Genomic DNA, 18079 nt, shown 5'->3' with positions numbered 1-18079 from the left:
CTGGAACCGCCATTCCAGGTGCCTCTAAGCAACCTCACCCAAGCTCAAAGACGTTATCGTCCGAATTGCGATCAACGTATTTGTTATATGGATCGACCCCCACATAGCTCGGCTGCTCTTCGGTCACGATCCGGACTTCCTGCTTGCCGCTTTCGATTGCCCGGCGCTCCATCATCAGCACGTTGGCATTGTCGAAGGCTCCCAGCCCTGGACGGGCCGTGAAGGCCCCCACTTCGATCTGGTTCGAAAACGGTGCTTCGGTCTCGGCGCCCTCGCCATCGGCATAGAACTTGGTCGCCTCGATCGTCATCACGGTTTCCCATGTCCCGTCGGGCAATTCGCTGGTTTCCGCCTCGTCCACTTTGAGGTCGTAGAGTGTGATCTTGCGCAGCAGATCTTCAACCAACTGCCGCTCTTCATCATTACGAGCGAGGCTTTCGAACCCTTCCACCAGATCTGTCGAGATCGCGTAAGGAGGGCCCTTGAAACGGTAACGGTCGAGCAGTTCAGACAGCATCACATTGACGCGCTCCTCACCCAGCCGATCCTGCAGCAGGTACATCACCACTGCGCCTTTGCGGTAGTGGATGTAGCCCTGGTTTTCGACCTTCACGAGCGGCAGTTCTTCGATGACTTCACCGCCGCGAGCCGAGAGGTAATTGTCGAGCTCATATTTGAGGAAGCGCCGCATTTGGTCTTCCCCATAAATCTCCTTCATCACCATCATCGCGGAATATTGGGCCATGGTCTCAACCATGATCGTGCCGCCCTGTTGATCGGCGCTGATCAGTTGGTGCGCCCAATATTGGTGCGCGACTTCGTGCGCCACGACATAGGTCACCGCATCGATATCGCCTTCATCGGCATAGTCAGCGACGAAGCCGATGCTCTCCGAATAGGGCATGGTCCCGGCAAAGGCCTGCGCAAAACTATCATAGCCAGGGAATTCGATGATACGTGCGTGCGGGAACTGGTACGGGCCAAAATTCGCGCGGTAATAAGCGAGCGACTTTTCCAGCCCTTCCAGCATCCGGTCGACGTTGGTGTCATGCGCAGCGTGGTAATACACTTGCAGCTCGACGCCATCGACATCGCGAGTGGCGATTTCATAGTCAGCGGACTGGATCGAGAAAAACGAGAGGATCGGGTTTTCCGACACGAACCGCGCGGTTCGCCGGTCTCCTTCAACCTCGTCGGACACACGAACACCCGGCGCGATTGGCGTCTGCCCGGCATCGGTCGTGATCGTGATATCGGCGGTCACCCAATCGGCCCCGACATAGTTGCGCTGCCGTGACGCTTCGTCTCCCAGGGCCGCAGGACGCAGCTCGGCTGGCAAGTCGTATTCCCGGCGGGTTGAGCGGTCCTGCAACAGGCCTGACCGGTTCATTCCGATCTGCGGCGCGAACTCCGAATTGTTGAGGAAGGTGCCATTCTTCACGAGGCGCGTGTCATTGTTCCGCGCCCGGATACCGCGCTGCCAGCGCCGCGTCTCGAATGTCAGTTCAGTCGATGCGCCAGCCGCGAGCGGTTCATCGAACCGGTAGATGCGGTATTTGAACTCATCATCATTGGTTTCGAGCGCCGCCCCGCCCACCTGGATGTCGAGAATTTCGGCATTCGGATCGGGCAGGCGCACATGTAGCACCTCGATCGCTTCGTCCGTGTCGTTGAGGATCGCATAGCGGCCCCTCGCCTCCATCCGAGTCTCCTGCGGATACAGATCGACTGTGAGGTCGACCTCAGTAACAGTTGGTTGGACGAGCGTTTCGTATTGAAGGTATTTCTTCTCGTACTCGGCGAGCTGAGCATTCCCATCATCGGAGGTACGATATTGCTCGACCCTATTCATCTGATTGAACAGATACCCTCCGCTGGCGACTGCGGTCAGCAGGCCAACGCCTAACACTAGGCCGGAGGACGATTTCAATCCTGCAGGCATACGCTTGAGACGCGGCATCAGCGCTGCATCGGCTCCGCGCCGCCAGAGCAGATGCGCAAGAACCGCAAGCACAAGCGCGACGGCACCCCAATAGAGCCGGAGTCCCCAGCCCAGCGCGTTACCAACGTCATTGCCATTGATGTCGGAAACCGGATTCCCTCCGGTAGATCCGTAAAGATAGAGCGGATGCTGGAAGCCGAGATTGGACAGTACAATAGTGGCCACGATGTAGATCACCATGATGCCCCAGCCGATAAACTTGTTCGGGCTGAGCGCCTGAACAAAGACAGCCAAGATCGCGAGGATCAGCATGTCGACCGACAGCGGCAGCAGATACCATTCGAAGAACTTACCGAACTCCGGTGTCACACCGCGGATCGCTTGAACGAACATGGCCGAGACGACGCTGGCGAGGATCGCGGTGAACAGCACAACCGCCACGGCGATCGTCTTCGGCACCATATAACTCCAACCCGGAACCGAGGTGGAATCGATCAATTCGTGCATCTTGCGATCCCGGTCGCGCCAGACCAGTTCGCCTGCGTAATAGATCGCGATGATGACCGGGATGATACTGAAACCACCCTGCAAGATGGGAATCACGGTAAAGGTCAGCGGACGGCTGGGCGTGCCGTAAAGATCATTGCCGAGGAACAGCGCGCCCGTGGTGTTGAACAGGCCAATCAGGATCAGCACGAAAAACGCGGGGTGCTTCACAACCTGAGCGACTTCGAACCGGGTCCGGGTGATCAGGCGCGCCATGGCGCTCTTGTCCGGTTGCAGTGCGGGTAGGGTCTCAACCGTGCGCGGCGCGACCTTGGCAAGCTTTTCTTGTTTCTTGGCCTGTTTGCGTAGCTTGCGCTTGGACAGCCCCTTTTCCGCGAAGCTGAAACGCCAATAGGCGACGCCAAGCATGGCAAGCGCAAAACCGGTCCAGATTATCCGGTTGGCAAGAATGCCGCCTTCGAACGCGGGCAATTGCGTGTTGGATTCCGCGGCGGTCCAATACTGCGTGGCATTGGCCAGCGCACCAAGCCCGAAAGGCTCGAACAATGCGGCAGTGTCCTGAAGATCGGGCCGGCTTTGGACAGTCGCGATCAGCACCGTCCACAGCACGAGGAAAACCACCACGGCCACATAGGTGTACATCATCGAACGGGTCATGGTCGCGACCGCAAAGAACAGCGCCGAGACCATGAACATGCCGGGCATCGCGAACAGGAAATATGCGCTGGCGTAGTATGATAGCTTGTTCGGACCGATCGTCTCAGGATCGACCCATGGCATCAGCGAACCGAGCCAGATTGCGAGCGGTACGGTCGCAAAGGCCAGCGCTGCTGCCAGAAATGCGCCGGTGAAGCGGCCTATCAGATAGTCGAATTTTCGGACCTGAGTCGATCGGACCATTGGCCCGAAGCCGCTTTCATCATCACGCACGATCACATTCGCTACAAAGGCGGTCGACACAAACATGAAGAACAGCGTAAGCACCAGATGAGTCTGGATGATCGCAACCGGGCTGTTAGCGTTTATATTGCCGCCGCTGCCGATCTGAATATCGTCGCTGGTTGCCGCCCCGAAGGTCAGCAGGAAGAAGATGACGGCCGCGACCCAGAAAACGGGATTGCGCAGCTGGTAGCGCAGTTCGAATGCGGTGATCTTACCGAACATGATCGCTCTCCTTACGCCGCTGCGGCAGCGGAGGGCGTCTGGCGGCGCGACTGCGCGAGGGTTGAGAAATAGACATCCTCAAGCCCGCCATCGACGCTTTCAAAACCGTCTCCCGGGTCGGTGTCCGACAGGACGTGCACGATGGTTTGCCCTGCGAAAAGGCGCGTCGAGATAACCTCATGCGTCTCGCGAACGCGGTCGAGATCGGCCCGCTCGATGGTCTTCGCCCAGACGGTATCGCGGGCCAGTTCTATCAAGGATTTTGGCGCGCCTTCCAGCTTGATCTCCCCTTGCACGATGACCGCCATTTTCGGACACAGGTCTGACACGTCTTCCACGATGTGGGTGGAGAGAATGACCACAACGTTCTCACCGATTTCAGCAAGGAGGTTGAGGAAACGGTTGCGTTCTTCGGGATCCAGGCCTGCGGTCGGTTCATCGACGATGATGAGCTGCGGATTGCCTATCAACGCCTGCGCTATGCCAAAGCGTTGCCGCATGCCGCCGGAAAAACCTGCAATCGCCTTCTTGCGCACGTCCCACAGGTTGGTCTGGGCGAGCAAGGTCTCGACCGTATCCTTGCGTTCGGAAGAGGACGCGACGCCCTTCAGAACCGCCATGTGATCGAGCATGTCATAGGCAGAAACACGCGGATAAACGCCAAAGTCCTGCGGCAGATAGCCGAGCGTTTCGCGCAGCTTCTCAGGCTCTGCGAGAATGTCGATATCGCCGAACTTGATCGAACCTTCAGTCGGCGTCTGCAGCGTTGCAACGGTGCGCATCAAAGTGCTCTTGCCTGCACCATTCGGGCCGAGCAGGCCGAACATCCCCTTGGGGATCGTCAGAGTGACGTCGTTCAAGGCACGTGTGCCGTTGCCATAGACATGGGTGACGTTCTGTAGCTCGAGCATTGGTGTCCCTCCGTTTCCGGCGGGATAGCAAGGTGTGGTATGGGGGTAAAGCACCTCGGTCGGGCAATATGGACCGTTTGTCCAACACCGAAGCTGGCCATGACGCGGCCGTTTGGCGCCAATTGACGCGGCCTAAATCAGTGTCCGGACGCGCTGCATGCAGGTGTTTAGCGGATCTGCCTCACCCAAGACCCGGAACGTCCCGCTCAGCATGAAGAAGCAATGCCCGTGAACAATTGCCAAAAGCGAGCCGGATAGCTGCTGGGCTTCGGATGCTCGCTCCTGCGGCAGGATCTCGGTCAGCAGCTGCGCGACCACATCCATGATCGAACGGACCCTGTCGCTGTATTCGTCCGGCACTTCAGCATCATCGGGCAAGCGAAAATCGTAGATTGCGGTCCAGGCGTGGCGGTTCTGCAGCGCGAAATCGAAATAGGCTTCAACGGCGGCCTGCAACCTGTCCTCTTCCGCATTGGCCAGGCGGGTCTCGAGCGCGCTCCTCCACATGTCGAGCGTGCGGCCATTTATGGCCAGCATCAGGTGGTCGTAAGAGCCGAAGACATTGTAGATCGTTCCAATCGAATAGCCGATCCGGCGCGCCACTTCGCGGGCTGAAAAGCGGGCAAATCCGACCTCGCTGATTTGGCGGTGCGCTTCGGAGATGATAATTTCGCGCAATTCGGCGCTGCTGTGGTCTGATCTACGTCCCATGCTCGAATACACCTAAATTGAACAGTGTTTACTTTTAATTGAACACTGTTCATTATCGCCTTGACACACGATGCGCAATCCCGATTCGGATATTGTGCATTTCCAGTTTTGGGAGTGGCGAACATGGATGAAACGCGAAGTTTCAGTATAGCGGGCAGCGGCACATATTTGCCGCGCCGCGAAGTCTCGGCATCCGAACTCGATGAATTGACGGGTCAGGCAGCTGGCGCAACCGCCGAACGCTTTGGCGTCGTCAAGCGGCACTGGGCTGATCAGGACGAGACCAGTTCCTACATGGGCGCGGTGGCCGCACAGCAGGCGCTGGACGAAGCAGGTTGGGACCCTTCGTCCATCGATGTAATCATCGGAGCCTGCGGAGTAATGGAGCAGCCTATTCCCGGCACATCACTGCTCATTCAGCGGCGGCTTGGACTGGGCGATAGCGGGATCACCTGTTTCGACGTCAACGCAACCTGTCTGTCATTCCTGCAGGCGTTCGATCGCGCATTGGCCGGGTTCGCACTCGGCGAATGGCGCCGAGCGCTTGTCGTCAGCGCAGACATCGCGTCTGCGGCGCTCGACTTTTCCGAACCGGAGGCATCGGTGCTGTTCGGCGATGGCGCTGCCGCGTTTGCGCTTGAGGCGGAAGGCCCGCATCACCGGATCGCCCACAGCTTTCGCAGCTATGGCGACGCGTCGGAGGCCTGCAAGCTCGAAGTCGGGGGAACCCGGCTACGCCCCAGCGACGATCTCGAGGATTTCCTTGCCCGCGCAAAGTTTCAGATGGACGGTCCGGAAGTGTTCCGCGCGACCAGCCGCCGCTTCCCCACCTTCCTTCAGGAATTGCTGGGCAAGGCGGGTACCAGTGTCGAAGGCCTGTCTTTGGTCGTCCCTCACCAGGCGAGCGCAGCGGCGCTGGAGCATCTCAAGAGATGCCTCGCAGACGGGCATCGCAAAACGGTCGATATATTCGCCAATATCGGCAACCAGATTGCCACCAGCATGCCGTTTGCATTGCACCGCGCCCGCATGGATGAGCGGCTGACGCCGGGTGAGCAGACGCTCCTGATCGGCACTTCGGCGGGTGTCTCGCTGGGCGGGTCGGTTATCCGATGGTGAAGCGGCGTGTCCTGGTGACCGGCGCGACCGGCGGGCTGGGACGGATCCTTGCTCCAATGCTGCACGCGCAAGGGCGCGATGTAGTCGCGACCGGCCGCAATGCAGCGATCGGGCAAGAGCTCACCAATGCGGGTTTGTCTTTCGAGCCTGCCGACCTTGCGCGCGCCGATCTGACTGGGTTGTGCGGAGGCGTAGAAACGGTGTTTCACCTCGCCGCACTGTCGAGCCCGTGGGGCCGCCATCAGGACTTTGTCGACGCCAATGTCGTCGCAACCGAGCGATTGCTCAAAGCAGCAAAGGACGCTGGGTGTCAGCGCTTCATCTTTGCCTCCACGCCATCGATCTACACACGGGCTGTCGATCAGTTTGGGCTGACTGAAAAGTCGCCTCTCCCAAGCAGTTTTGCAAACAGCTATGCAGCGACCAAGTATCAGGCCGAACAAATGGTTTTGGCTGCGGCAGAGGACGGTTTCGCAACGGTCGCCTTGCGCCCGCGAGCGATCATCAGCCCGTATGACACGGCCCTGCTGCCGCGCCTCTTGCAGGCCGGTAACAAAGGGGTTCTACCTCTGCCGCGAGGAGGCAAGGCGCTGATCGAGCCGACCGATGCGAGAGACACAGCAGAGGCGTTTATGGCTGCCGAAGCGCAGGCCGAAAACGTCAGCGGGCAGGCGTTCAACATATCGGGCGGAACGCCCATCCCTCTCGCCGATCTGGCGCGGCATGTGTTCGCCCGTTTGGACAAACCGCTCAAAGTGGTCGCGATACCCGGCATGTTCGCCATCGGCGCTGCTCGCATGATGGAATGGGCGGCGCGCCTGACACCTTCTCGCAAGGAGCCGCGATTGACGCGCTACAGCGCCATGGTGCTCGGGTGGAGCCAGACATTCGATCTGACCGCGGCCCATGAAAAGCTCAATTGGCGTGCCCGGTTCTCCCCGTTGGAGGCAGTGGATTGGGCTTTGGCGGAGATGCGCAGTGCCTGACGTGAAGCTCGACATATTGCACACCGGGCAATGCCGGCACCCGCAGGCCATGACCATAAAGGGTGGCACCTGGCGACCGGTCGACTACCCCGCCCTCGCCTTTCTGCTGCAACATCCCAGCGAGGGAGCGATCCTGTTCGACACCGGATATGACCCGGCGTTCATGACCGCGACCGAGCCATTTCCCGAGCGGTTCTATCGCTGGGCCACCCCGGTCGAACTGGAGGACGGGAGAGACGCCGCAAGCCAGTGCCGCGCAAGGGGAATCGATCCCGCCGACATTCAGCATCTCGTCCTTTCGCACTTTCATGCCGACCATATGGCCGGGACGCATGCCTTCCCCAACGCGGTCATCCATTGCGCCAAAGCCGGTCTGGCCGATGCGCAGCGCAGCGGAAGGCTGCAAAGCACCCGCAGAGGCATTCTCCCAGCCCTGCTGCCCGCCGATTTCGCGAGCCGGGCGCAGTTTTTTGAAGAGAAACCGCTAGTTTCATTGCCATCGGACCTCGCTCCGTTCGAGGACGGCGCGGACATCCTTGGCGATGGCTCCCTATTGGCAATTGATTTGCCCGGCCATTGTCCGGGCCATTGGGGCTTGCTCATTCGCGACGCAGCGTATGGATATCACTTCATGGTGGCCGACGCTGCGTGGTCGCTCGACGCGATCGAGCGCAATATGCCGCCACCCGCTATCTCAAGCGCCATGCTGGGCAAAGTCGGCGCGACGCGGAGCACGCTGGAAAAACTGCACCAGCTGCATCTACGCAATCCCGAAATCCGGTTGAGCCCCAGCCATTGCCAAATTCGAGCTGCGGAAGCGACCGAGGACTGAGCGTTGGGCGAGACAGTCATCGTCACCGGCGCGAGGGCACCTGTCGCCCACGACATTGCGCGAAGCCTGCGGGCGTACGGGTGCGAGGTGCATTTCGCCGACTGCGCGCACGCCTGGGTCGCCCGCGCGCTGCGCCCGGAATTCCCCGTGCACCGCTTGCCGCCGCCCCGCACAGCATTCGGCGAGTTCCGCCGCGAGCTTTTGCGGCTGCTCGACAAGACCAGCGCGACGCGGATCATTCCCACCTGCGAAGAGGTTTTCTGGCTGGCCGAAGCTGCCAAGCGGGATGGGTTTGAGAATGCGGTGTTCGCGCCGCCGCCAGAGACTTTGCGGCAACTGCATTCAAAGGCGGAATTCGTGCAGCTGGCGCAGGAAGCCGGACTCTTGGTGCCGGAAACGCAGGTGCTCGACCGGCCCATATCCGCCACTGAATTTGCTGCGCCGGAAGAACTGGTTTTCAAACCGGAGTATTCCCGTTTCGCAACGCACACCTTAATCGGCCCAACCGCCAAGCAGGTTCTCAAAATCCAGCCGGACGAAGATTGTCGCTGGGTCGCGCAGCAACGCATTGAAGGCGATGAACTTTGCTCCTGGAGCGCCGTGCATGGGGGCAAGGTCACGGCCTTCGCTGCCTATCGCCCGCGATGGCGTTCGGGCAACAGCGCCGCATTCCAACTGGAGAGTGTGGAGAGCCCTGCACTCTATGACGCGAGCACAAAGATCGCGGCTGCGACCGGCTTGTCGGGGCATCTCTCATTCGATGCGATCTGCGATCATTCGGGTGAGACCTATCTGATCGAATGCAATCCGCGCGCCGTTAGCGGACTGCATCTTTTCGATGGCGATGCGTCGATGGCGAGCGCCATTTTGGGCGAGCGAGCGTGCGACGCCCCACCGCTTGGTACGCTGAGGCACATGGGACCCGCCATGGCCCTGATTGGGGTGCCGATGGCGATCAAGAACGGCCAGCTGAAGCAGTTGCGATCAGGCTGGCGCGCGTCGCGGGATGTGATCGACCGCGAAGGCAATCCCCTCGTCACGCTGGCATGTCTGGCCGATGCGGCGGGATTCACTCTGTTGGCGCTGCGCAATTCGCTGAGCCCGGCAGCGGCCACCACCTCCGACATCGAATGGAACGGGGGACCGATTGGATGACCCCTGAATTGTTCGATCCCGCAGAAGAACCGCACAAGCTTTCGGAACTAGGTCCTGGTTCGCCCAAGGCGGCGGCCTATCTGCGGATGCTCGCCAGCAGCAACGTTGCCGACCTCATTCCCAACGTGGAGACCAAACTGCTGGTGCTGCAGTCTGGTGGCCGTGTGTTTCCCGTTACGGTGAACGATGGTGTGCAAGGCAAAAGCTATGTCTGCGAGCCATACAGTGCATACATTCTGTACGCGCGACAGGAGTTGGAGATCATCGGCCTACGGCTCGTAAAATGGGCGATGCTGCCATTGATCTGGCTTGCTGCCGGGCTGCTGCGGATCGCCCGGATCAACCGGATTGTGCATGTCGACAATTGGTTGCTTTCGACCAACCTGCACGGCGACTGGAACGGGGATGATATCCCAGCCATTCGCGCCCTGCTGCTTGCGAATTACCCCGATCACATCATCGCCGTCAGGTCTCTGGATCACTGGTCGTGCCCGCAGCTATTGAACCAAGCGCGCGGTGACGGTTGGACCCTGTTCCCGAGCCGGCAAATCTGGGTAACGGATGATCTTCAAAGCCAATGGTTGCCTCGCAACAACGCGACAGAGGACTTGCGAAAGCTCAAACGCAGCGGGCTGAGTGTGGAAGACATCGACACGATGAGCGATGCCGATGCGGCCCGGATCGCTGAGCTGTATTACATGCTCTATGTCGGCAAATATTCCGAACTGAACCCGGTATTCTCGGCGAGGTGGATACAGCTCAGCTGCGAAAACAAGCTGATCCGGTATCGCTGCGCGCGCGACGCGGATGGGACAATTCAAGCGGTCGCAGGGTCGCTGGAGCGAGGCGGCATTCTTACTCCCCCGGTTGTCGGTTATGACACCGCGCAGCCCCAATCGAACGGGCTGTACCGCATCGCCTCATGGCTGTTCTGCGATGCGGCGCTGCAAGCGGGCCTGCGCCTCAATGGCTCGGCGGGCGCATCGCATTTCAAGCGGCTGCGCGGCGCGAGGCCGGTGACCGAATACTCGGCCTATTTCATCGATCACCTTCCGGCATATCGCCGCTGGATACTCAAAGGTGTCGCCCTGATTCTGAATCGCATCGCTGTCCCGATCATGAGGAGATACCAGCTATGACCATGCATCAGACTGACGTTGTCGAATGGTCGGAGGCGGACGCGCTGGATGGCTGGTACGTCGTCGCGCGCGCGCACGAGCTTTCGGCCAAGAAGCCCAAACGGCGCTGGGTCAACGGTATGCCGATCGCGCTCTATCTGGAGCAAGGCGAGGTGCGCGCGTTGGTTGACCGCTGCCCGCATCGCGGCGCGCCCCTGTCTCAAGGGCGCATTCGTGATGGCAGGATCGAGTGCCCCTATCACGGCTGGCAATTCAACGGGGCGGGAGAGCTTTGCGCGATGCCGTGCCTGACCGATGCACCTCCCAGGGTCTCGGCGAAAACGCTGAAAGTCTCAGTCAAGCGGGGCCTGGTCTTCGTCGGCATTGGCGAGACTAGCGAGAGACCGTATCTCAACGAGGGCTTTTCCGAGGTCTCCTTCTGGCGCGCGGTGAAAGGCCGTGTGACCGCTCCCTTACCTGACGCGCTCGAAAACTTTCTCGATCCGACCCATACCATTTTCGTCCACCGTCAGCTCGTCAGATCGGTCAAGAACAACAATCGCACGACGGTGGAGGTGACCACCAACGAACACGGCCTAGTCGCGAGCTATTTCGGCGAAGGTCAGGCGGGCGGGGTCGTCTCGAAGATCATGAATGAGAAGGACAGGGCGCTATCCATCGGCCGTTTTGTCACGCCAAACGTCGCAGAGGTCGAATTCCACGGCCCGAAGAGCGTCAACTTCGTCATGACGGGTTACATGACTCCGACGCGCAATGGCCAGGTCGAAGGGTACGGCCTTGTCGGCCTACCGGGTCCGCGATGGTGGGCGTGGATCAAGTTCTGGGTTCTCTATCCCTGGATCAAGCTGGTGCATGCGCAGGACAAGTCGATCCTCGAAGCAGTCGCGGACAATGACGCGGCGTTCAATTCTCGCCGCAAGCGCATTGGTCCGCTCGATGTGGTCAGGCCATTCATCGACGCATTCCTGCGCGGCAAACCGCCACCACCGGGGCAGACGCGCCGGACCGAGATGGATCTTTAGCTGGGCGCGCTCGAAGCGTGCTGACCGGACCGCTATCCTTCAATCTCGCGTGTCACGCGCCTGAGTTTCCGGTCGAAGGGAACATCTAGACCGCGGGCGATGACGATATCCGGCTGCGCGCCAAACGGGCTGAGTCGCTCCATCAATTTGGCCCGAACCATCTCGTCAATATCGGGAGGCAAATGCGCCTCCAGCGTCAATTCGATGCGCGACGGTGCCACCTGCCTGGCGCGGAAATCGCGGACAGCCGCATGGGCGTCGACGATTGCATTGCGCACCACGTCAGGCGTCACCGTCGCGACCTCTCCATTGCTCGTCTCAAGCAGAAAGATGTCGTCCGCCCTGCCTTCGATCCGCCGCAGCTTCGCGAAGGCCGAACCGCAGGTGCAGGGAGAAGTATCAAGCTCCACCAGATCATTCATGCGGTAGCGGATCATCGCTTGGCTGCGGCGGGTGAAGTCGGTCACGATAGGTGTCTGCAAGACGCTGCCCGGCACCGGCTGTTCCCACTCGAAATGCACCACATCCTCCGCCAGATGCAGCGCGCCGTGCGGGCAACTGACGGCGAACAGTCCCTCTGTGGCCATATAAATCTGCCGGACGATCCGCCCTGTCGCCTCTTCGATCACCGCACGGTCAATCGGGTCGAGCACCTCTGCGCCGCTGAAGATGTTGTGCGATGGCAATTGGCCGCGCTCAGCCAGCAAGCGCAGGACCTTTGGCGGTGCGACAATCGTATCGGGTGCGGCGGCATTCAATTCATCGGCCCAGCTTTCCACTCCGTCGGCGAGGTCGAAAAACACCAGTTCGATGCGGCTGCCGCTCGACGCGGAGCGATACAGCGTTGACAACCCCGGCAAAGCCAGCGCGACCTTGTGTTTGCGCCAAAGCGCATCCGGCAAAGTCTTGGCGAGTATCGTGCCGAGCCACTGGAACCGTTCGGCATCGCTGATCACGTAGTAGCCGCGATTGCCGCTGGTGCCGGTGCTATGGCCGATGGGGTATCCGCGAAACCGTTCACCGCCACCCGCAAGAATGTCCCTTAGTTCCTCAGCCATCGCGCCCGCGACATTGAGGTCGGCAAAATTGGCAACCATTTCGCCCTTGTCGATGACCGGCCAATCCTGAAAGCGAAGGCCGCCGCAGTCGGAATAGTAGGGGAAGCTCTCCAGCGCATGTCGCTGAAGCTTCGCTAATTGGCGGCGGTGGTGACGGTCAATCGCAGCCCTGTCGCGCAATCGCCATGCGCGCCACCGGGCGAGCGCAAAGGCGCGGACGGCGTTCAGATAAAGAAGCTTGTTTGGGCTAGCCAATGGTCTCGCTCGGGCCTCGGTCTGCGGGAGTTAAGTTCTCACACGATGCCCGAACCCGCGCAAACAGGAATTGAGATAATGCGGAGTATTGGCTGGGACAGCACCGAGCCTGACTGCCGAGTGCGAATTTACCAGCTCGCTCAGTCGTCGGTGCCCGCGCTGTCTTCCGCTTTGCCCTCATTTTGCACGAGGCCATTTTCGAGACCTCCGCCCATTCCCTTGACCACGGCAGCTTCCATGGGCCGTTTCAGGCTGGAATGCTGCGTGTTCGAAGATAGCATATTCCCGACGAAGTTCATGACTTTCGTGGCGGTGCTGTCTTCTTCGACCTTGATGATGCGCACCTGCTTGTTTGGCGCGACGATGTAGAAATCATCACCGCGCACCAGAACGGCGCGCGCTGCCTTTTTGGTGCGAATAACATCGCCAACCTGAAGGCGCGTACCCTTGGCTCCGTAAACGGCCTTGTCATCGCGCATGATCGATACCTGGCCGTCAGCCTCGGAGATCGTCCAGCCGGAATCGGATGCCAGCGCGGCACTGCTTGAGCACAGCGCCACTGCAACGCAGATGTTTCTTGACCAAGTGTTCATTCTCGCCCCCGGATTTTTCCGTATTTTCTGGCGCTTGAATTAGCCGAGAGGGCTGGAAACCCGATTAAACCAGTGGGTTAATCAGCGCTCAAATCCTTTGGTGAACAACGGCCTAACTCGCGCGGCCTTCACCGAGGGCGATTGAAGCGCTTTCGTCTGCCGCTTACGGACCAGCGCGTTGTTCGCCTTGCTCGCGAAGTGCCTTCACCTCGTCGCGCAGGCCCCGCAATTCGATCAGGATCATCTCGCGCTCGTCATGGGCTTCACCTTCGGTCGCCTCAGACATGGCGTTGACGATCACACCGATAAACAGGTTCAGCACTATAAAGCTGGTGAGCAGAATGAACGGCACGAAGAACACCCAGGCATAGGGGTACTCTTCCATAACCGGCCGGACGATGCCCATCGACCAGCTTTCCAGCGTCATGATCTGGAACAGGGAATAGAGCGAGGCACCAAGGCTGCCGAACCATTCCGGGAACGCAGCCCCGAACAGCTTCGTCGCCATCACCGCGCTGATATAGAACAGCAAAAGCAGCATGATGATCACCGTGCCGATGCTGGGTATCGCGCGAAACAAGCCCGCGATCACCTTGCGCATGCTTGGGACTACCGAAACCAATCGCAGGGCGCGCAAGATGCGCAGGGCACGCAAGACCGAGAATTGCTCGCCCGCCGGGATCAGCGCCGCGCTGACAATGGCGAGGTCGAACACATTCCAGCCGTTGCGGAAGAAACCGAGGCGGTAGACGAACAGTTTCAGTGCGATCTCGATCACGAAGATGGTGATCGCGATCCGATCCAGCTGCTCTACCACGGGGCCGATTGCCGCCATGACATCAGGCGAAGTTTCGAGCCCCAGCCCGATCGCATTGATGACGATCACGGCGATGATGAACCGCTCGAACAGGGCGGATTCCAACCACCCGCGCACACGGTCACGCAGGCCGCTCGCTGGCGGGGTGAGGCTGTCTTGCGCGGAGATCATGCCAAACCAAATGGGGCGCACTGCCAGCGGATCAATCACCCGAGTCGCAATTCCTGCCACATTTCGTGCTTTTGAGCCCCAATCACAGCCCTCGGCCAAGCGGCAGATTGGTCATATCCTGCTGATTTATAGATATTTTCATGTCCGACTTGCCAAATAAGGCAAATTATGGCGTAATTATGGCAACATCATGGCAAAAAGGAGGCCAGAATGCGGCAAATGACTTTGAAGAGTTCGATGCGAAGCGTGGTTCTGGTGGGAGTTTCGGCGTCATGCCTTGCCCTCGCCGCCTGTAGCGAATCCGGCGACTACGCGGAGGAGAGCTATCCAGCAGATTCGGTAGAAGCGAGCGCAGACGCCGCTGCTGAGGCGTCGATGGACCGCAGCGCCGATGGCTCCGCCGTCCCTGCACTCGGCGAGATACCCATCTCCATGCCCAAACTCGCCTACACCTACGATTACCGCTGGCGGATGCCCGCAGCCGAGATTGGTCCGCTGCAACGCCGCCATGCAAGCCTGTGCGAACAGCAAGGCCCGGGTAGCTGCCAGATCCTCGCCATGAATAAATCGGGCGAGGAAGCCAACGAAGTCATCGGCGTCCTGAAAATGGCCGTCGCCAGCCGCCAGGCCCGCGCGTTCGGCGCGCTGCTTGAAGACGACGCGGAAGATGCAGGGGCCGAGCAGATCTCCGCCGAAATCACATCCGATGAGCTGTCGAAGCAAATGGTCGACACCGAAGCGCGCCTGCGTGCCCGCACCGAACTGCGCGACCGACTGCTCGACGTTCTCAAGACCCGCAAAGGCACGGTTCAGGAACTGGTCGAAGCCGAACGCAGCGTTGCACGCGTCAATGAAGAGATCGATCAGGCCCGCAGCTGGCTGAAAGAAATGGAAGGCCGCGTCGCCTACTCACGCGTCACCGTGCGCTACGACACCGGCATTCCTGTGAGCAGCGATTTCCTGGGTCCCGTCCAAAGCGCTGTCGGATCGCTCGGTTCGATCTTCGGCTACTTCGTCGCGATCATGATCCTGCTTGGCTCAGTCGCCATCCCCATTGGTGGAGCCGTCTGGCTGGTTCGCAGGTTCACGCGCCCGGCAGAGGTCGCAGAAGCCTGACTCATTCGCGGGCGTGGGCGCTTGGGCCCCAACGCCCGCCACCACTGGCTGGCCGCTCTTCGGGGGTCGAGCGGTCAGCCAGCCCCTTTTTTCAAAGGACTACATCCGCCGTGCGTCGGCGCTTTCGGCGGGGACACTGACGGTAAGTCCATCAAGCTCTTCGGTAAGGTCAATCTGGCACGAAAGGCGGCTTGTCCGCCGTGCTCCCGCTGCGAAATCGAGCATGTCTTCCTCTTCCTCGCTCGCCTCTGCCAATTTGTCGAACCACTCGGCGGCGACAATCACATGGCATGTCGAGCATGCCATTTGGCCTTCGCAGGTCCCCTCGAGCGGAAGGCCGGCGCTTTGTCCCACGCGAAGCAAATTGTCGCCCGGTGCGCCGGTCGCCTCAACAGGGTTTCCGCGCGGATCGATGAAGATGACTTTGACTGGCATTCCGTTGCTCACAGGCCTTGATCTTGCACTGCAGCATTGATGGTTTCAGCGGCCTTTTCAAGTTCTTCCATGGTCGTGTATCGGCCAAACCCCAGCCGGATCGAGCTCTTGGCTTGCTGGTCGGTCAGCCCAATGGCCTTGAGCACATGGCTGGTGCGGCCTGAGCCGCTGGCGCAGGCGCTGCCCGCCGAAAACATCACGTTGCGGCATTCGCTCATTAGCCGGGCCACATCCAAGCCATCGCGGCGGATGTTGAGATTGCCGTGCCAGCGCGCATCGCTGCTGCCGTTGAGCGTCCAATCTGCAAACAGTTCGCGCGCGCGCATCCATAGCGCTTCGACATGTTCGGCATCGTGCATCATGCGCTCTGCCGCGACCTGCGCCGCGACGCCGAAACCGGCGATCAGCGCGGGAGACAGCGTACCGGAGCGCAGGCCCGATTCCTGTCCACCCCCGGTCTGAACTTCGTTCAACTCCACCCCATCACGCACCCACAGCGCGCCGATGCCTTTGGGGCCGTGGAACTTGTGCGCCGAAACCGCGATCATGTCGGCCTCGGTCACCGGCATCTTGCCATAGGCCTGCACGGCATCGATCAAGAAAAGAGCGCCCGCTTCCTTTGCCTTGCGATGCCAGTCGATGGTCGGTTGGACGGTGCCGATCTCATTGTTGACCTGCATAACGGCGATCAGGCGCACATCGTCGGGCACGTCCTGCCTGGTGTTGCACTGACCGTCTTGCGATACGTTCAGCACATGAGCCTGTCCCAGCGCCTGCGCCGTATCCAGAACCGCCGAATGCTCGATCGCCGAAACCGAGACGGAGCCCTCACTGCCGGTTCCGCGGATCGCCAGATTGAGCGCTTCGGTCGCGCCGCCAGTGAAAATCACTTTGCCGCCGGGCGGAAACAGCGCCGCGACCCTGTCACGCGCCAACTCGACCGCCGCCGCCGCCATCCGCCCCATCCGGTGCGGGCTGTGCGGATTGCCGAAGCCGGTCCCCTCCGGCCCATCGAGCCAACGCAACATGGCATCGCGGGCTTCCGGTGCGAGCGGAGTGGTTGCTTGGTAGTCGAGGTAGATCATGTGAGCGATTTCCATGCCTCGGCGAACCGCTCCAGATCCTCTGGCGTGGTGTTCCACCCGATGCTCACCCGGATCGTGCGCGATGCGACATCGTCCGGCACACCGAATGCATCCAGCACCCGGCTTTTCTTCAGTGTGCCTGAGGAACACGCGCTACCTGCGGAGACCGCGAAGCCCATCGCATCGAGGCGGATCAGCAGGGCTTGGGCGCTTATCGAAGGGTGAGTGAGTGCGATGATATAGTCGACCTGCTCGCCAATCGAGAGACGCTGATCAGCGATCTGCGCCGCGAATTCTGCGCGGTCCGAGCGGGAAGTCTGCCAATCCCCGGCCTCTAGCGCAGCTGCCATTCCCATCGCCGCCGGCAGGTTTTCGGTCCCTTGCCTGTACCCGCGTTCATGCCCGCCCATCGGCTCAAGCAGATTGAAGTCCCTGACCAAAAGTGCGCCTATTCCAATCGGCCCGCCGAACTTGTGTGCGGAGACGACCAGCATATCGGCAGTGGGCAAGTCCAGCTTGTCTGCCGATTGCGCACAGTCCGATAAGGTGATTGCGCCAGTCGCTTTGATCGTCTCAACCATCTGCGTCACGGGATTGGTCACACCCGTTTCGGAGTTCACGTGCTGAACGGCCAGGATGCTTTGATCATTCAGCGCGTCGTCTTCGTCGAAAACTTCCGCATCAGGTGCCGCTCGGAACACTGCATCATGCTCAACCGCACTGACAATCCGCCGATCCACCTTCGCACGGTTCAACGCAATCCAAAGCGCCTCGCTCGCCCCGGAGGTAAAGGTCAGCTCTCCATCCCAACCCAAGCTCGCCTTGATCCGCTCGCGGGCATCTTCCAGCGCAGCCTTTGCCTTGCGGCCTTCGGCGTGGGGCGAGGACGGGTTCGCCCATAACCGAAAGCCCTCCTCCATCGCCGCTTGCGCTTCTGGGCGCAGCGGGGAAGTGGCGGCGTGGTCGAGATAGATGCGTTGTCTTGCCATTTGGGTTTTGCCATTTGGGCTTGAACAAAAGCGCCTTAATGAGAACGATTCTTAAAAAATTGCGGAATGCAA

16 protein-coding genes are annotated in these 18079 nt (G+C 60.2%); 7 read left to right on the top strand and 9 right to left on the bottom strand.

The features are described from left to right. Positions 1 to 34 precede the first annotated feature (34 nt). The 3 genes from Q0837_RS02630 to Q0837_RS02620 all read right to left on the bottom strand — a co-directional run bounded on the left by Q0837_RS02630 (position 35) and on the right by Q0837_RS02620 (position 5235). Positions 35 to 3613, bottom strand: a complete 3579-nt coding sequence (locus tag Q0837_RS02630) for a M1 family aminopeptidase (RefSeq protein ID WP_298464921.1) — start codon at positions 3611 to 3613, stop codon at positions 35 to 37. 11 nt (positions 3614 to 3624) lie between these two features. After that, the gene (locus Q0837_RS02625; protein WP_298464918.1) at positions 3625 to 4524 is read right to left on the bottom strand and encodes an ABC transporter ATP-binding protein; all 900 of its coding nucleotides are present in this window, start codon (positions 4522 to 4524) and stop codon (positions 3625 to 3627) included. 132 nt (positions 4525 to 4656) lie between these two features. Further along, the gene (locus tag Q0837_RS02620; RefSeq protein WP_298464914.1) at positions 4657 to 5235 is read right to left on the bottom strand and encodes a TetR/AcrR family transcriptional regulator; all 579 of its coding nucleotides are present in this window, start codon (positions 5233 to 5235) and stop codon (positions 4657 to 4659) included. A 123-nt stretch (positions 5236 to 5358) separates the two neighbouring features. On the opposite strand from Q0837_RS02620, the gene Q0837_RS02615 reads away from it, so the two are divergent. The 6 genes from Q0837_RS02615 to Q0837_RS02590 are packed head-to-tail and all read left to right on the top strand — an operon-like array spanning position 5359 to position 11488. Continuing rightward, a complete protein-coding gene (locus Q0837_RS02615) occupies positions 5359 to 6354 on the top strand; it encodes a 3-oxoacyl-[acyl-carrier-protein] synthase III C-terminal domain-containing protein (RefSeq protein WP_298464911.1) in 996 nt (331 codons plus the stop codon). Then, positions 6348 to 7340, top strand: coding sequence for an NAD(P)-dependent oxidoreductase (locus Q0837_RS02610; protein WP_298464907.1), 993 nt, complete (start codon positions 6348 to 6350; stop codon positions 7338 to 7340). Before Q0837_RS02615 ends, Q0837_RS02610 begins: the two co-directional genes overlap by 7 nt. Positions 7341 to 7389: 49 nt before the next feature. Next, positions 7390 to 8172 carry an MBL fold metallo-hydrolase gene (locus Q0837_RS02605; RefSeq protein WP_298464904.1) on the top strand — a complete coding sequence of 261 codons (783 nt, stop codon included), beginning with the start codon at positions 7390 to 7392 and terminating at the stop codon, positions 8170 to 8172. Positions 8173 to 8175: 3 nt separating this feature from the next. Continuing rightward, positions 8176 to 9327: an ATP-grasp domain-containing protein gene (locus Q0837_RS02600; RefSeq protein WP_298464900.1), complete on the top strand. Its 1152-nt coding sequence runs from the start codon at positions 8176 to 8178 to the stop codon at positions 9325 to 9327. Further along, a complete protein-coding gene (locus Q0837_RS02595) occupies positions 9303 to 10466 on the top strand; it encodes a hypothetical protein (protein WP_298464898.1) in 1164 nt (387 codons plus the stop codon). Before Q0837_RS02600 ends, Q0837_RS02595 begins: the two co-directional genes overlap by 25 nt. Further along, positions 10463 to 11488 carry an aromatic ring-hydroxylating dioxygenase subunit alpha gene (locus tag Q0837_RS02590; RefSeq protein WP_298464895.1) on the top strand — a complete coding sequence of 342 codons (1026 nt, stop codon included), beginning with the start codon at positions 10463 to 10465 and terminating at the stop codon, positions 11486 to 11488. The genes Q0837_RS02595 and Q0837_RS02590 overlap by 4 nt, the downstream gene beginning before the upstream one ends. 32 nt (positions 11489 to 11520) lie before the next feature. Here the strand turns inward: Q0837_RS02590 and Q0837_RS02585 are convergent, their stop codons facing one another. The 3 genes from Q0837_RS02585 to Q0837_RS02575 form a co-directional block, all read right to left on the bottom strand. Beyond that, positions 11521 to 12801 carry a F390 synthetase-related protein gene (locus Q0837_RS02585; RefSeq protein ID WP_298464892.1) on the bottom strand — a complete coding sequence of 427 codons (1281 nt, stop codon included), beginning with the start codon at positions 12799 to 12801 and terminating at the stop codon, positions 11521 to 11523. Positions 12802 to 12941: 140 nt separating this feature from the next. After that, positions 12942 to 13394 carry a hypothetical protein gene (locus Q0837_RS02580; protein ID WP_298464889.1) on the bottom strand — a complete coding sequence of 151 codons (453 nt, stop codon included), beginning with the start codon at positions 13392 to 13394 and terminating at the stop codon, positions 12942 to 12944. A 163-nt stretch (positions 13395 to 13557) separates the two neighbouring features. Next, positions 13558 to 14382 (bottom strand): ion transporter, encoded by an 825-nt coding sequence (locus Q0837_RS02575; protein ID WP_298464886.1) that lies wholly within the window; start codon positions 14380 to 14382, stop codon positions 13558 to 13560. Between the two features lie 210 nt (positions 14383 to 14592). Here Q0837_RS02575 and Q0837_RS02570 point away from each other — a divergent pair, with 210 nt between their 5' ends. Next, positions 14593 to 15498, top strand: a complete 906-nt coding sequence (locus Q0837_RS02570) for a DUF4349 domain-containing protein (protein WP_298464883.1) — start codon at positions 14593 to 14595, stop codon at positions 15496 to 15498. Positions 15499 to 15597: 99 nt separating this feature from the next. Here the strand turns inward: Q0837_RS02570 and Q0837_RS02565 are convergent, their stop codons facing one another. Genes Q0837_RS02565 through Q0837_RS02555 form a run of 3 tightly spaced genes read right to left on the bottom strand, consistent with a single transcriptional unit; the run spans position 15598 to position 18007 of the window. Further along, a complete protein-coding gene (locus Q0837_RS02565; RefSeq protein ID WP_298464880.1) occupies positions 15598 to 15933 on the bottom strand; it encodes a 2Fe-2S iron-sulfur cluster-binding protein in 336 nt (111 codons plus the stop codon). Between the two features lie 8 nt (positions 15934 to 15941). After that, positions 15942 to 17018 carry a cysteine desulfurase family protein gene (locus tag Q0837_RS02560; RefSeq protein WP_298469732.1) on the bottom strand — a complete coding sequence of 359 codons (1077 nt, stop codon included), beginning with the start codon at positions 17016 to 17018 and terminating at the stop codon, positions 15942 to 15944. Then, a complete protein-coding gene (locus Q0837_RS02555; RefSeq protein ID WP_298464878.1) occupies positions 17015 to 18007 on the bottom strand; it encodes an aminotransferase class V-fold PLP-dependent enzyme in 993 nt (330 codons plus the stop codon). Before Q0837_RS02555 ends, Q0837_RS02560 begins: the two co-directional genes overlap by 4 nt. Positions 18008 to 18079 lie beyond the last annotated feature (72 nt).

The sequence above is a fragment of the uncultured Erythrobacter sp. genome (genome assembly GCF_947499705.1).
Taxonomy (GTDB): Bacteria; Pseudomonadota; Alphaproteobacteria; order Sphingomonadales; family Sphingomonadaceae; genus Erythrobacter.
Note: the sequence above shows the minus strand (reverse complement) of the source record. Positions and strands in the feature narration are given on the sequence as shown.